Below are 14,732 nucleotides of genomic sequence, written 5' to 3'. Positions count from 1 at the left end.
GATGTCAACCTTGCTCGGCTCGCTGCGCAGGCTCATTCTGGCCCCCTCCCTGGAGGAGGTGACGTTCGCCGGGCGCGGGTTCCCCTGCGCGCCGTCCCCCGCCACGGCACGGCTGGAGGCGATCCCGCAGGCCGTCGTCTGCGGCTTCGAATGGGGCATCGACGCGCGCGACCAGTGGGAGCTGGAGCGCAGGCTGGCCATGGTGGAGACGGAGCTGCGCGGCTTCGCGTACGAGGGCGCCACCATGGCGTTCACCGTGCTGGACGCCATGGGCGGCGGGAAGCGGCGCCGCACCCGTGACCTGCTGCTCGGCCCCGGCCGGCCGCACATCTTCCTGGCCTACATCGGCATCGGCTTCGCCATGGCCCGCCTGCCCAGGCCGCTGTGGAAGAAGGTGCTGCCGGACCTCGGCGGCACGCCGTACCACCCCACCATGAGCTGGCTCGCCGTCGACGGATACGGCTTCGACCTGGCCTACTTCCACACGCGGCGATGGGTCGGCGAGCAACGGGTGCCCGACCCCTACCCGTGGCAGGGCGACGCCGGCTACTTCACCCGCGCGGTGGACCAGGGCATCGGGCGTGCCCTGTGGTTCATTCACGGCGCGCGCGTCCCCGACGTCTCCGCCGCGGTACGGGGGTTCGCCGCGCACCGGCAGCCCGACCTGTGGAGCGGCGTCGGCCTGGCCGCGACCTTCGCCGGGGGATGCGGCAACGACGCGCTGGCCGGGCTCCGCGAGGAGGCCGGCGAGCACCGCGCCGAGCTGGCCCAAGGGTCGGTCTTCGCGCTGAAGGCGCGGCACTACTCCGGCTCCGTGCCGGCCCACAGCGACGCCGCGGTGGAGATTCTCACTGGATTGTCCACGGGCCGCGCCGCCGCGCTCGCGGACGAGGCCGCCGCCGACCGCTACGAGACGTGGCGCGGCCGAATACGCGCGCATTTCACCGCCGACGCGGAAAAAACATATCGCTGATCTGCCTTCGATGAAACGGCGGGAACATACGCCCGGCCGTTCATGAGTGCTGCCCGGAAAAGCCTCCTGAGGCGAGCAAATCCGGAGTTGTCCGGCTGTCCGGGCGCGTGTGTCAATGAGGAAAAGTCGGCTGACGAGAAGCTGGAGGACGGTTTGACCAGTGTGCTGCGGTCATTGCGCCGAAAAATACTGACGCCGGATATCGCGGAGACCAGGCTCGAGAAGCGCGGCTTCCGGGTGAAGGACGCGATATCCAAGGAATTGCTGGAGACGATCGGCGAGACGTTTCTGAGCGGCTTCGCCTACGCCGTGGAGGCGCGCCGCCCTGGCGAGGCGGAGGAGCGGCTTGAGCAGGTGCCCGCGAGGTTCCGGGGCTTCGCCTACGAGGGCGCGGGCATGGGCTTCGCCATCCTGGACTGCCTGACCTTCGGCGACCTGCGCAGAACGCGCGAGTTCCTGGGCGGGCGCGGGCTCCACCACAACTACATGATCTACGTGGGGATCGGCTGGGCCATGGCGCGGCTGCCGCGCTTCCTGTGGCCGTCCGACGCCCGGCTCGACCCGCTGCTGCTCTGGCTCGTCCACGACGGCTACGGCTTCCACCAGGCGTACTTCCACACCCGCAGGTACGTGCACGAGCAGGCCCACGAGACCCGCTTCCGCTGGCCGGCGGGGCAGGACCGGTACGCCGCCCGCGCCGTGGACCAGGGCGTCGGCCGCGCGCTGTGGTTCGTCGGCGGCACGGACGTGGACCGGGTCACCTCATTGATCGAGAGCTTCCCCGAGCCGCGCAGGGCCGACCTCTACAGCGGGACCGGCCTGGCCGCCACCTACGCGGGCGGCGCGACCGAGGCCGAGCTGCTCGAACTGCGCGAGCGCGCCGGCCGCTACGCGCCCCAGCTCGCCCAGGGCAGCATCTTCGCGGCCGAGGCCAGGATCCGCGCCGGCCTCCTGGCGCCGCACACCGAGCAGGCCGTCCAGGTGCTCTGCGGCACCACCGCGCAGCACGCGGCGGAGGTCAGCCACGAGACCCGGCCCAGCGCGCCGGCGGCGGGCGGAGCGCCCGCCTACGAGACCCGGCCGAGCGCTGCGGCCGATGGAGCGCCCGCCTACGAGGTCTGGCGGCAGCGCATCGCCGACCGATTCCACTCCTTCGGAGGTGTCACCCCATGACGGCCGCATGGCTGCGCAGGCAACTGGCGGGAGTCGTCGCCCTGGCGCTCATGATCGCCATGTTCGTGACGAGCCGCCCGACCTTCGCGTCCGACGGGGACAAGGAGCGGCTGGCCGGCTCGTACGGCTTCGCCCCGATGACCATCGCGATGCCGGGCGGAGCCCCCCAGAAGACCATCCGCAAGGTGAACAAGGCCTACGAGCACATCAGCGCGTGGATCTCCTCGGTCGGCGCGGCGATCGCCATGAACGACCTCGACGGCAACGGCCGCGACGACGACCTGGTCATCGTCGACACCCGCACCGACCAGGTGGTCGTCACCCCGGTGCCGGGCACGGGCAGCCGCTACCAGCCGTTCGCGCTCACGTACGGCTCCCTGCCCGTGAACGAGACCATGGCGCCCATGGGCGCCGTCCCGGCCGACTACAACCAGGACGGCCGGACCGACCTGCTGGTCTACTGGTGGGGCCGCACCCCCACCCTGCACCTGCAGCGCTCGACGGCGACCAGGCTCGACGCCGCGGCGTTCGAGCCGGCCGAGCTCGTGCCGGGCGCCACCGGCGCGTACCGGGGCGAGCTGTGGAACAGCAACGTCGCCACGGTCGCCGACTTCGACGGGGACGGCAGACCGGACATCTTCGTCGGCAACTACTTCCCCGACGGCAGCCCGGTCCTCGACAACAGGCGCGACGGCGGCGTGGAGATGAACGACTCGCTGTCCAACGCGGTCAACGGCGGCAAGGACTACTTCTTCCGCTGGACGGGCGGCACGGCCGGCGACCGGCCCACCGCGACGTTCAGCAAGATCGACAACGTGCTGCCCGCCGACGTCTCCACGGGCTGGGAGCTCGGCGCCACCTCGCTCGACCTCGACGGGGACGCGCTGCCCGAGCTGCTGCTGAACAACGACTTCGGCGCCGACAACCTGCTCCACAACACCTCCACGCCAGGGAAGATCTCCTTCTCGCGGGTCAAGGGGGTGCGCAGCCCCGTCGTTCCCAAGTCCAAGACGCTCGGCAACGACTCCTTCAAGGGCATGGGGTCCGACGCGGGCGACTTCAACCACGACGGCGTCTACGACTTCTTCGTCAGCAACATCACCACGCCCTTCGGCATCCAGGAGAGCAACTTCCAGTTCCTCTCCACCGCCAAGGACCAGGCCGGGCTGCGCGCCGCCTTCAAGCGCGGCGAGGCGCCGTGGCAGGACCGCAGCGCCGAACTGCGCACCGCGTGGTCGGGCTGGGGCTGGGACCCCAAGATCGAGGACTTCGACAACGACGGCGAGGCGGAGATCGTGCAGGCGACCGGGTTCGTCAAGGGCGACGTCAACCGCTGGCCGCCGCTGCAGGAGCTGGCCGCCTCCAACGACGGCGTGACCCGTAACCCGAAGTCCTGGCCCAACGTCACCGAGGGCGGCGACATCGCGGGCAACCAGTGGCTGGCCTTCTTCGCCAAGGGGGACGACGGGCGTTACGCCAACCTCTCCCGGCAGCTCGGGCTGGCCGTGCCCGTGCCCACGCGCGGCATCGCGACGGGCGACGCCAACGGGGACGGGCTGATCGACTTCGCCGTCGCCCGGCAGTTCGACGCGCCGATCTACTACCAGAACACCAGCAAGGCCACGGGGTCCTTCCTCGGGCTGCGGCTCACGTACGACGAGGCCGCCTCCGCGGGGCCGCTGCCCGCGGCCGGCTCGCCCGCGATCGGCGCGCAAGTGTGCGTGATGACCCCGGACGGGCGCACCCACCTCGGCCGCGTGGACGGCGGCAGCGGCCACTCCGGCAAGCGCGCGCACGCCGTCCACATCGGCCTGGGCGCGAACGTGACCGGTCCGCTGAAGGTCCACCTGACCTGGCGCGACCGCACGGGACAGGCCCGCGAGCAGGATCTTCAGCTCAGCCCCGGCTGGCACTCCATCCAGCTCGGCTCGACCGCGAAGGAGAAATGACGGACATGGCCGAGAAAACGAGCAGCACGCCCCGTCACGATCCGAAGGTCGTCACGGCGCTGCGCAGATTCGCCATCTCGATCACGGTGTTCAACATCCTCGGCTACACCTGGTTCGGCTTCGAGCAGCCCTGGACGTGGCCCTTCGTGGCACTCGCCACCGGCTACACCGCGGAGATCGCGCTGGAGCTCATCGGCGCCCGCTCGGAGGGCCGCGCGCCGCGCTTCCGCGGCAACGGCTTCCGCGGGCTGGTCGAGTTCCTCTACCCCGCGCACATCACGTCCATCGCGCTCAACATGCTGACCTACGTCAACGACCAGGTGCTGGTCATGATGTTCGGCGTCGTCGTGGCCGTCGGCGCCAAGTGGGTGCTCAGGGCTCCGGTACGCGGCCGCCTCCGGCACTTCATGAACCCCTCCAACCTCGGCATCTCGGTGATCCTGCTGCTGTTCCCCTGGGCCAGCATCGCGCCGCCGTACCACTTCACCGAGAACGTGCACAACCCGATCGACTGGATCATCCCCGGCGTCATCATCGTCGGCGGCACCATGCTCAACGGCAAGCTCACCAACCGGATGCCCCTGATCCTCGCCTGGGCCGGCGGGTTCGCCCTGCAGGCCGTGGTCCGCGGGCTCGTCATCGACGACATCTCGATCCTGGGCGGCCTGTCCATGATGACCGGGGTGGCGTTCATCCTGTTCAGCAACTACATGATCACCGATCCCGGCACGACCCCGTCGAGACCGCTGTCCCAGGTGGCCTTCGGCGGCGGCGTCGCCCTGGTGTACGGCCTGCTGATGGGCATGAACATCCCGTACGGGATCTTCTTCGCCACCGCGCTCGTCTGCCTGATCCGCGGCGGCTTCCTCTGGGCGCTGCACGTCGTGGACAGGGCCAGGGCGCTGGACGCCGCGCGGGTGAGCGCGGCCGCGGCCGAGGCGGTCTCCGCGACAGGGAAAGAGGTCGCGCAAGTATGACGAAGATCGCGATCGTCGGCATGGCCTGCCGGTATCCCGACGCCGCCTCGCCACGTGAGCTGTGGGAGAACGCCGTCGCCGGGCGCCGGGCCTTCCGCCGGCTGCCCGACGTGCGCATGCGGCTCGCGGACTACTGGCATCCCGATCCCGCCGCCCCCGACAGGTTCTACGCGCGGACGGCGGCCGTCATCGAGGGCTACGCCTTCGACCGCGTAGCCCACCGGATCGCGGGCAGCACCTACCGCTCCACCGACCTGACCCACTGGCTCGCGCTGGACATGGCGGGCCGGGCCATGGCCGACGCCGGGTTCCCCGGGGCGGAGGGGCTGCCCAGGCAGAGCACGGGCGTCATCGTGGGCAACACCCTCACCGGCGAGTTCACCCGGGCGAAGGGCCTGCGGCTGCGCTGGCCGTACGTGCGCCGCACCCTCGCGGCCGCGCTCAAGGAGCAGGGGTGGGACGACGACCGGCTGGCCTCGTTCCTGGCCGACTACGAGACGGCCTTCAAGAGCCCGTTCCCGCCCGTGGACGAGGACACCCTCGCCGGCGGGCTGTCCAACACCATCGCCGGGCGCATCTGCAACCACTACGACCTGCACGGCGGCGGGTACACCGTGGACGGAGCCTGCTCCTCGTCGCTGCTGTCGGTGGTGACGGCGGCCAAGGCGCTGACCGACGGAGACCTTGACGTCGCGATCGCCGGCGGCGTGGACCTGTCCATCGACCCGTTCGAGATGATCGGTTTCGCCAAGACCGGGGCCCTGGCCAAGGGCGACTTCCGGCTGTACGACCGGCACTCCAACGGCTTCTGGCCCGGTGAGGGCTGCGGCATCGTCCTGCTGATGCGGGAGGCCGACGCGCTCGCCGCCGGGCACCGGATCTACGCCACCATCGCCGGATGGGGCGTCTCCTCCGACGGCGCCGGGAGCATGACGCGTCCCGAGGTCAGTGGCTACCGGCTGGCGCTGGAGCGCGCCTACCGGCGAGCGGGCTTCGGCGTCGGGACCGTCTCGCTCTTCGAAGGGCACGGCACCGGGACCGCGGTCGGCGACGAGACGGAGCTCACCGCCCTGTCGCAGGCCCGGTCGGCCGCCGACCCGGCCGCGCCGCCCGCGGCCGTCGGCTCCGTCAAGGCGATGATCGGCCACGCCAAGGCCGCCGCCGGGGTGGCCGGCCTCATCAAGGCCGTCATGGCCCTGCACGAGCAGGTGCTGCCCCCCACCGTCGGCTGCGTCGAACCGCATCGGGTGCTCACCGAGGAGGGCGCGGCGCTGCGCGTGCTGCGCGCCGCCGAGCCGTGGCCCGAGGGGCGCCCGCTGCGCGCGGGCGTCACCGCCATGGGCTTCGGCGGCATCAACACGCACGTCGTGCTCGAGTCCGGCGCCCCGCGGCGGCGGATGTCCAGCCGCGCCAGGGCGCTGGCCGGCTCGCCCCAGGACGCGGAGGTCCTCCTCTTCGACGCCGCCTCGCAGGACGAGCTGCGGGCGTCGGTGGCGGAGGTCGCCCGCTTCGTCCCCGAGGTGTCGTACGCGCAGCTCGCCGATCTCGCCGCCACGCTGAGCGGCAGGCTGCGCGGCCTGCCGTACCGCGCGGCGGTGGTCGTCACCTCGCCGGAGGACGCCGAACGGCAGCTCAGGCGCGTGCTGACCGCGCTGGAGCCGGAGGAGGCCAGGCTGTTCACGGAGGACGGCAGGGCGTGCGCCGGCCGCGCCGCCGCCCGGCCCAGAGTCGGCTACCTCTTCCCCGGGCAGGGCTCGGGGCGCGGGACCGGCGGAGGCGCCCTGCGCAGGCGCCTGGCCTGCGTGGACGAGCTCTACCGCGAGGCCCGGCTGCCGGCCGCCGGCGACATGGTGGCCACGTCCGTGGCCCAGCCGCGCATCGTCACCGGATCGCTGGCGGGGCTGCGCGCGCTGTCCCTGCTCGGCGTGGAGGCCGACGTCGCGGTTGGCCACAGCCTGGGCGAGCTCTCCGCGCTGTGCTGGGCGGGCGCGATGGACGAGGAGACCGTCCTGCGGGTGGCCGCCGGACGCGGGCGCGCCATGGAGCGGCACAGCGCCAGCGGCACCATGGCGAGCCTGCGCTCCGGCCCCGACACGGCGTCGGAGCTGATCGGTGACCTGCCCGTGGTGATCGCCGGCTACAACGCGCCCACCCAGACCGTCGTCGCCGGGCCGGTGGACGCGGTCGAGGAGGTCGGCCGCGCCGCCTCCCGCGCCGGGCTCACCTGGTCCAGGCTGAACGTCTCGCACGCCTTCCACTCCCCGCTGGTGGCGCCGGCCGCGCAGGCGCTGGCGGAGGAGCTGGACGGCGAGCGGTTCCACCGCCTCGGCCGCCGCGTGGTCTCCACGGTCACCGGGAGCACGCTGCCGCCCGGCACCGACGTGGCCGCGCTGCTGCTCCGCCAGGTCAGCGACCCCGTGCTGTTCACGCAGGCCCTGGAGGAGGCGGCCGCGGGGCTGGACCTGCTCATCGAGGTGGGTCCCGGCCGGGTGCTCAGCGGCCTGGCGGCCGAGCTGACCGACGTCCCCGCGCTCGCGCTGGACACCGACGGCGAGTCGCTGACGGGGCTGCTCGGCGTGGTCGCCGCCGCCCACGTGGCGGGCGTGCCCGTCGCGTACGAGGAGCTCTTCCACGGCCGCCTCATCCGGCCGGTGGAGATCGGCGCGGAGTTCTCCTTCTTCGCCAGCCCCGTCGAGTCGGCCCCGCAGACCACGGTCAAAGAGGTGGACACGCACCAGGAGGCCGCCGCGGACCGCCCGCAGGCGGGTCCGCCGGGGGAGACCACCACGGAGCTGCTGCGCCGTCTGGCCGCCGAGCGCGCCGAACTGCCCCTGGAGATGGTGACCGAGGACAGCAGGCCGCTCGACGGCCTGCACCTGAGCTCGGTCACCGCGATGCACATCCTCGACCAGGCCACCCAGCACCTGGGGATCCCCGCGGGACAGGCGCTGCCCAACCTCGCCACCGCCACCCTGCGCGAGCTGGGCGAGGCGCTGGACCGGCTGGCGGCCGAGCCGCACGACCAGCGGGCCACGGGCGTGGCGGGCGCGGCGACCTGGGTGCGCCCGTTCGCCGTCGACCTCGTCGAGCGGCCCCGGCCCCGGCGGGCCACGACGGGGGAGCCGGGACGGTGGCAGATGTTCGCCCCGGCCGGTTCCGCGCTCGCGGCGCCACTGCGGGAGGCACTCGAACGGCAGCAGGCCGGATCCGGTGTGCTGGTGTGCCTGCCGCCGGAATGCGCCGCCGAAGACCTGGAGCAGGCGCTGCTCGGCGCCAAGGCCGCGATGGCGGGTGGTCCGGGCACCCGGTTCGTCCTGGTCCAGCACGGCCGCGGCGCGGCGGGACTGGCCAAGACGCTCCACCTGGAGGCCGCCGGAGTGCGTACGACCATCGCGCACGTGCCCCAGGCGCCCGAGGCGGTCACGTGGGTGGCCGAGGAGGTGGCGGCCACCGCCGACTACACCGAGGTCCACTACGACGCGGACGGCGTGCGGCGGGTGCCCGTCCTGCGCGCGCTGCCGGTGCGCCAGGAACGCGCGCAGGCCCCGCTCTCGTCCGACGACGTGCTGCTGGTGACAGGCGGCGGCAAGGGCATCACCGCCGAGTGCGCGCTCGCGATGGCAGGACACGCCAAGCTCGCCCTGCTCGGCCGCTCGGATCCGGCCCAGGACGAGGAGCTCGCCGCCAACCTGCGGCGCATGGCCGGCGCCGGGCTCACCGTGCACTACGCCAGGGCCGACGTCACCGACCCCCACCAGGTACGGCAGGCCGTCGCCGAGGCCGAGCAGGCGCTCGGACCGGTGACCGCGGTGCTGCACGGCGCCGGGCTCAACCAGCCCGCCGGCATCGGCAGCCTGGACCTGCCCGACATCCTGCGCACGTTCGCCCCCAAGGTGGACGGCCTGCGCAACGTGCTCGACGCTGTGGCGCCCGAGCGGCTGCGGCTGCTGGTGACCCTGGGCAGCATCATCGGCCGCGCGGGTCTGCAGGGCGAGGCGCACTACGCGACCGCCAACGAATGGCTGGCCGAGCTCACCGCCGAGACCGGCCGGCGCCACCCGCACTGCAGGTGCCTCTGCCTGGAGTGGTCGGTGTGGTCCGAGGTCGGCATGGGGGAGCGGCTGTCGGTCGTGGACCGGCTGGCCCAGCAGGGCATCACGCCGATCTCCGTCGAGCAGGGCGTGCAGATCATGCGCCGCCTGGTCACCGACCCCGACGCGCCCGGCACCGTGGTCATCACCGGCCGCGCGGAGGGTGTCCCCACGATCCAGCACGACCTGCCCGAGCTGCCCCTGCTGCGCTTCGTGGACCGGCCGCTGGTCCGCTACCACGGCGTGGAGCTGGTCAGCGAGGTCGAGCTGAACGCCGGGACCGACCTCTACCTGGCCGACCACCTGCTCGACGGGAACCTGCTGTTCCCCGCCGTGTTCGGCATGGAGGCGATGGCCCAGGTCGCCTCCGCGGCCATCGCGCGCGAGAGCACGCCGGTCATCGAACAGGCCGAGTTCCTGCGGCCGATCATCGTGCCGCAGGAGGCGAGCACCACGCTGCGCGTCGCCGCGACCGTCACCGACCACGACACGGTGGCCGTGACGATCCGCAGCGGGGAGACCGGCTTCGACGTGGACCACTTCAGGGCCGTGCTCCGCTTCGCCGCCGAAGGCCCCCAGGAGGGTCCGCCCGCGCAGGTCGCCGACGGGCTGCCGCCGGTGGCGCTCGACCCGGGCACCGACCTGTACGGCGAGGTGCTGTTCCAGGGCAGGCGCTTCCAGCGGCTGCGCCGCTACCACCGAGCGGCGGCCCGCCACGTGGACGCCGACCTGGCGGTGGAGGAGAACGGCTCGTGGTTCGCCGGCTTCCTGCCCGACCGGCTCCTGCTCGGAGACCCGGGCATGCGGGACGCGCTGATGCACGGCAACCAGGTCTGCGTGCCGAACGCCACGCTCCTGCCGACCGCCGTCGACAGGGTGCACCCGGGCGGCGCCCGGCTCGCTGGCCTGGGCGAGGTGCGGTACTGCGCCAGTGAGCGCAGCAGGGACGGCGACACCTACGTCTACGACATCGCCGTACGCACCAAGACAGGCGAGCTGGTCGAGCGCTGGGAAGGGCTGCGCCTGCAGGCGGTGCGGAAGAAGGACGGGCGCGGCCCCTGGGCGGCGCCGCTGCTCGGCCCCTACCTGGAGCGCACCCTGGGCGACCTGGCCGGCGCGCAGGTCGCGGTCGTCGTCGAACCGGGCGACGACGTGACGGAACTGGCCGGGGAACGTCTCACCGCGTCGGGCGCGCGGGCGACCGCGCACGTGCCCGGCTTGACGCTGAGCGTCGCGGCCCAGGGCGCCGTCGCCTGCGAGATCGTACGGATCTCCGCGGACCCGCCGGGGCCGCACGCGGCGCTCGCCGAGCGGATCGCCGCCGAGGCGGCCGAGGGCCAGGAGACCGCCGCCGCCAGGATCCGCGCCGCCGAGGCATGCCTGCGCCGGGCGGGCCGCACGGCGGACGCCCCGCCGGCCCCGCACTCCGCCACCCGCGACGGGTGGGTGGTGCTGGCCGCGGCGGGCTCGCTGATCGCGACGCTCGCGACCACCGTACGGGAGCTGCCGGAGCCCGTCGTGGTCGCCATCCTCACCGAAGGACGGTCATGACCATGGGAAAGTACTTCGAATATCTCCACACGGTGGGCTTCGAGGAGACCAACATCGTGGGGAACGTCTACTACGTCAACTACCTGCGCTGGCAGGGCAGATGCCGGGAGATGTTCCTGAAGGAGCGCGCGCCCGACGTGCTCGCCGAGCTGCAGGACGACCTCAAGCTGTTCACGCTCAAGGTCGACTGCGAGTTCTTCGCGGAGATCACGGCCTTCGACGAGCTGTCCATCAGGATGCGCCTGATCGAGCTCGCCCAGACGCAGCTGGAGTTCGGCTTCGACTACATACGGGTCGGCCCCGGCTCGAGCGAGACGCTCATCGCCCGCGGCAGGCAGCGGGTGGCCTGCATGCGCGGGCCCAACACCAGGACCACGCCCGCGCGGATCCCCGAGTCCCTGATCAGGGCGCTTGACCCGTACGCGTCCTAGAAGCGGATCCAGGAGGCAAGCGTGCACATCTCCGCATCAACCCCGACACTCGACCAGGCCACCGACCCCAAGGCGCTGCGTACCGCGTTCGGCGCCTTCGCCACGGGTGTCACCGTGGTGACCACCGGCGGTGCCGTCCCCCACGCCATGACGGCCAACTCCTTCACCTCGGTCTCACTCAGCCCGCCGCTGCTGCTGGTCTGCGTCGCCAAGTCCGCGATGATGCACCGGTGCCTCGGCGAGAGCTCCTTCTTCGGCGTCTCCGTGCTCGCCGGGCACCAGGAGGCGGCGGCCCGGCACTTCGCCGACCGCTACCGCGCGCTGGGCGCGGCCCAGTTCGCGCAGGTCGACGTGGAGCTGGGGAAGGTCACCAGGGTGCCGCTGATCGCGGACGCCGCGGTGGGCTTCGAATGCGATCTGTGGCGCGCCTACGACGGCGGCGACCACACGATCTTCCTCGGCAAGGTGCTGTCGATGCGGCAGCGGACCGGCAGCGACGGGCTGCTGGTCTACCGGGGCAGGTTCGCGGAGATCGCCCACTCGCCCGAGGGGGTCACGGCATGAGCGCGGTCCAGACCCCGCCCGCCACGCGGACGGGCGGGGCGGCCGCACCGCCAGGCCCACCGCTGTGGGCGGGACCCGGCCTGTTCCGCCGGCTGGTGACCGACCGGCTGGCGCTGCTGTCCGGGGCCGCGGCACGGTACGGCGACGCCGTACGGCTGACCATCGGCCCCAAGAGCATCTACCTGTTCAACCACCCCGACCACGCCAAGCACGTGCTGGCCGACAACCACGCCAACTACCGCAAGGGCATCGGCCTGGCCGAGGCCAGGCGCGTGCTCGGCGACGGGCTGCTGACCGGCCACGGCGAGGTGTGGCGGCGCCAGCGCAGGGCGATCCAGCCGCTGTTCCAGAACAAGCGGCTCGCCCGGCAGGACGCGATCGTCGCGGACGAGGCCGGGCGGCTGGTGGCCAGGCTCCGCGCGCACGCGGGCGCGGGACCGGTGGACGTGGCCGGCGAGATGACCGCGCTCACCCTCGGCGTCCTCGGCAGGACGCTGCTCGAGGCCGACCTGGGGGCGCACGCTTCGATCGCGCACACCTTCGAGGGCGTCCAGGACCAGGCGATGTTCGAGATGGTCACGCTGGGGGCGGTCCCGCTCTGGCTCCCGCTGCCGCTGCACCTCCGCTTCCGCCGCGCCCGCAGGGAGCTGCACCGCATCGTCGACGCGCTGATGGCCGAGCGGGCCGCCCACCCGACCGACGGCACCGACCTGCTGTCCCTCCTGATCGCCGGCACCGGCCAGGACGCCGATCCGCGGGCCGCGCGCGAGCGCCTGCGCGCCGAACTGGTCACGATCCTGCTGGCCGGGCACGAGACCACGGCGAGCACCCTGTCATGGGCCTTCCACCTCCTCGACCGGCATCCCGACGTGCGCGAGCGCCTGCACGCCGAGGCCGTCTCGGTGCTGGGTGACCGGCCGCCCGCGTACGAGGACCTGCACCGGCTCACCTACACCACGATGGTGCTGGAGGAGGTCATGCGCCTCTACCCGCCGGTGTGGGCGCTGACCCGGGTGGCGGTGGAGAGCGACGAGGTGGGCGGTTACCGGGTGCCCGCGGGCGCGGACGTCCTGATCAGCCCGTACACGCTCCACCGGCACCCGGCCCACTGGCCCGAGGCGGACCGGTTCCGGCCCGAGCGGTTCGCCCCCGACGCGCGCGCCGACCGCGCCAGATACGCCTACATTCCGTTCGGCGCCGGGCCGCGCTTCTGCGTCGGCAGCCACCTGGGGATGATGGAGGCCGTCTTCGTGCTGGCCATGGTCTCCCGCGAGCTGCGGCTGACCGGCCTGCCCGGTCGCCGGGCCGTTCCCGAGGCGATGCTGTCGCTGCGCGTACGCGGTGGGCTGCCGATGACCGTCAGCGTGCTGGAGGGACGAGACGATGAGCATCTTTGAGCTGGACATCACCCCGGAGGCCCTGGAAGAGGCCGTGCGGGCACTGCCTCCCTCCATGGCCCGCCTCCGCGAGGACCTGAGCCGGCTGCGCCGGGACATCGCCGAAGGCCGGCCCCAGGGTGTGGAACGGCAGCACGCGCTGGGCAAGCTCACCGCGCGGGAACGGCTGGACGTCCTCCTCGACGAGGGCTCGTTCGTCGAGCTGGAGATGCTGCGCCGGCACCGCGCGCAGGGGCTGGGCATGGACCGGCAGCGCCCGCACACCGACGGGGTCGTCGCCGGGTCCGGCACGGTCGAGGGCCGCCGGGTCTTCGTCTACGCGCAGGACTTCACCGTCTTCGGCGGCTCGCTCGGCGAGGCGCACGCCTTGAAGATCCAGAAGGTGATGGAGCTGGCGCTGTCCACCGGCTCGCCGTTCATCGGGCTGAACGACAGCGGCGGCGCCCGGATCCAGGAGGGCGTGATGTCGCTGAACGGCTACGGCGGCATCTTCCAGCGCTTCGTCCAGGCGTCCGGCGTCATCCCGCAGATCAGCGTCGTGCTCGGCCCCTGCGCCGGGGGCGCGGCCTACTCGACGGCGCTGGCCGACTTCACCTTCATGGCCGGCGACACCTCGCAGCTCTACCTGACGGGGCCCGACGTGGTGGAGGCGGTGACCGGCGAGCGGGTGACCCACGCCGAGCTCGGCGGCGCGCAGGTGCACGGCGGCAAGTCGGGGCTGGCCACGTTCGTCCACGACGACGAGGAGAGCTGCCTGCTCGCGGTCCGTGACCTGCTGTCCATGCTGCCGAGCAACAACCTCGGCCGCCCGCCCGCGCTGCCGCCGCAGGGCGCGACCGCCGACCTGCGGCCGCGCCTGGCCGAGATCGTGCCCGCCGAGCCCCACAAGCTGTACGACATGCGCCTGGTGATGGCGGAGATCGTGGACGACGGCGACTACCTCGAAGTGCACCATGGCTGGGCGCGCAACGTGATCTGCGCGCTGGCCAGGATCGACGGCGAAGTGGTCGGTGTGGTGGCCAACCAGCCCATGGTGCTCGCCGGGGTGCTCGACGCGTCGGCCGCCCAGAAGGCGGCGCGGTTCGTCAGGTTCTGTGATGCCTTCTCGATCCCCCTGGTGACGCTGGTCGACGTGCCCGGGTTCCTGCCGGGCAAGGACCAGGAGCACGCCGGGGTGATCCGGCACGGCGCGAAGCTGCTGTACGCGTACTGCGAGGCGACCGTGCCGCGCATCTCGGTCGTCATCAGGAAGGCGTACGGCGGGGCCTACATCGTCATGGATTCGCGTTCCATCGGCACCGACCTGGCGCTGGCCTGGCCCACCAACGAGATCGCCGTGATGGGCGCGGAAGGCGCGGTGAACGTCATCCACCGCAGGCGGCTGGCCGCGGCGGCCGATCCCGCCGCCGAGCGCGCCGAGCTACTCGAGCAGTACCGGCAGGAGCTCATCCACCCCACCTACACCGCCGAGCGCGGGCTCGTGGACGACGTGATCGACCCGGCGGAGACCAGGGCGGCGCTCGCCCGCGGGCTGGCCATGCTCCGCGACAAACGCAAGCACCCGGCACCGCGCAAGCACGGGAACGTCCCGCTCTGAGAACGCCCGCCCCGCCGGACGCATGCGCT

At 72.7% G+C, this 14,732-nt stretch carries 9 protein-coding genes; all 9 read left to right on the top strand.

The window, feature by feature from the left end; all coding sequences use genetic code 11:
• Position 1: 1 nt before the first annotated feature.
• The 9 genes from ABD830_RS01120 to ABD830_RS01080 all read left to right on the top strand — a co-directional run bounded on the left by ABD830_RS01120 (position 2) and on the right by ABD830_RS01080 (position 14,703).
• On the top strand, positions 2–973 hold the full coding sequence (locus tag ABD830_RS01120) for a DUF1702 family protein (RefSeq protein WP_344984325.1): 972 nt from the start codon (positions 2–4) through the stop codon (positions 971–973).
• Positions 974–1,135: 162 nt separating this feature from the next.
• Positions 1,136–2,146, top strand: a complete 1,011-nt coding sequence (locus tag ABD830_RS01115) for a DUF1702 family protein (RefSeq protein WP_344987598.1) — start codon at positions 1,136–1,138, stop codon at positions 2,144–2,146.
• A complete protein-coding gene (locus ABD830_RS01110) occupies positions 2,143–4,095 on the top strand; it encodes a CRTAC1 family protein (RefSeq protein WP_344984323.1) in 1,953 nt (650 codons plus the stop codon). Before ABD830_RS01115 ends, ABD830_RS01110 begins: the two co-directional genes overlap by 4 nt.
• A gap of 5 nt (positions 4,096–4,100) precedes the next feature.
• On the top strand, positions 4,101–5,072 hold the full coding sequence (locus ABD830_RS01105) for an enediyne biosynthesis protein (protein ID WP_344984321.1): 972 nt from the start codon (positions 4,101–4,103) through the stop codon (positions 5,070–5,072).
• The gene (locus tag ABD830_RS01100; protein WP_344984320.1) at positions 5,069–10,714 is read left to right on the top strand and encodes a type I polyketide synthase; all 5,646 of its coding nucleotides are present in this window, start codon (positions 5,069–5,071) and stop codon (positions 10,712–10,714) included. Before ABD830_RS01105 ends, ABD830_RS01100 begins: the two co-directional genes overlap by 4 nt.
• Complete coding sequence (locus ABD830_RS01095; RefSeq protein ID WP_344984318.1) at positions 10,711–11,145, top strand: acyl-CoA thioesterase; 435 nt, start codon at positions 10,711–10,713, stop codon at positions 11,143–11,145. Before ABD830_RS01100 ends, ABD830_RS01095 begins: the two co-directional genes overlap by 4 nt.
• 21 nt (positions 11,146–11,166) lie before the next feature.
• Positions 11,167–11,709: a flavin reductase family protein gene (locus tag ABD830_RS01090; RefSeq protein ID WP_344984317.1), complete on the top strand. Its 543-nt coding sequence runs from the start codon at positions 11,167–11,169 to the stop codon at positions 11,707–11,709.
• A complete protein-coding gene (locus ABD830_RS01085; RefSeq protein ID WP_344984316.1) occupies positions 11,706–13,106 on the top strand; it encodes a cytochrome P450 in 1,401 nt (466 codons plus the stop codon). Before ABD830_RS01090 ends, ABD830_RS01085 begins: the two co-directional genes overlap by 4 nt.
• The gene (locus tag ABD830_RS01080; protein ID WP_344984315.1) at positions 13,093–14,703 is read left to right on the top strand and encodes an acyl-CoA carboxylase subunit beta; all 1,611 of its coding nucleotides are present in this window, start codon (positions 13,093–13,095) and stop codon (positions 14,701–14,703) included. Before ABD830_RS01085 ends, ABD830_RS01080 begins: the two co-directional genes overlap by 14 nt.
• Positions 14,704–14,732 lie beyond the last annotated feature (29 nt).

Origin of the sequence: Nonomuraea helvata (assembly GCF_039535785.1) — a bacterium.
Taxonomy (GTDB): domain Bacteria; phylum Actinomycetota; class Actinomycetes; order Streptosporangiales; family Streptosporangiaceae; genus Nonomuraea; species Nonomuraea helvata.
This window is presented reverse-complemented; position numbering and strand designations above follow the sequence as displayed.

Coding starts and splice junctions, on each gene's coding strand:
- ABD830_RS01095 (WP_344984318.1), top strand. CDS start 10,711: ATGACCATGGGAAAGTACTTCGAATATCTCCACACGGTGGGCTTCGAG.
- ABD830_RS01085 (WP_344984316.1), top strand. CDS start 11,706: ATGAGCGCGGTCCAGACCCCGCCCGCCACGCGGACGGGCGGGGCGGCC.
- ABD830_RS01100 (WP_344984320.1), top strand. CDS start 5,069: ATGACGAAGATCGCGATCGTCGGCATGGCCTGCCGGTATCCCGACGCC.
- ABD830_RS01120 (WP_344984325.1), top strand. CDS start 2: ATGTCAACCTTGCTCGGCTCGCTGCGCAGGCTCATTCTGGCCCCCTCC.
- ABD830_RS01080 (WP_344984315.1), top strand. CDS start 13,093: ATGAGCATCTTTGAGCTGGACATCACCCCGGAGGCCCTGGAAGAGGCC.
- ABD830_RS01105 (WP_344984321.1), top strand. CDS start 4,101: ATGGCCGAGAAAACGAGCAGCACGCCCCGTCACGATCCGAAGGTCGTC.
- ABD830_RS01110 (WP_344984323.1), top strand. CDS start 2,143: ATGACGGCCGCATGGCTGCGCAGGCAACTGGCGGGAGTCGTCGCCCTG.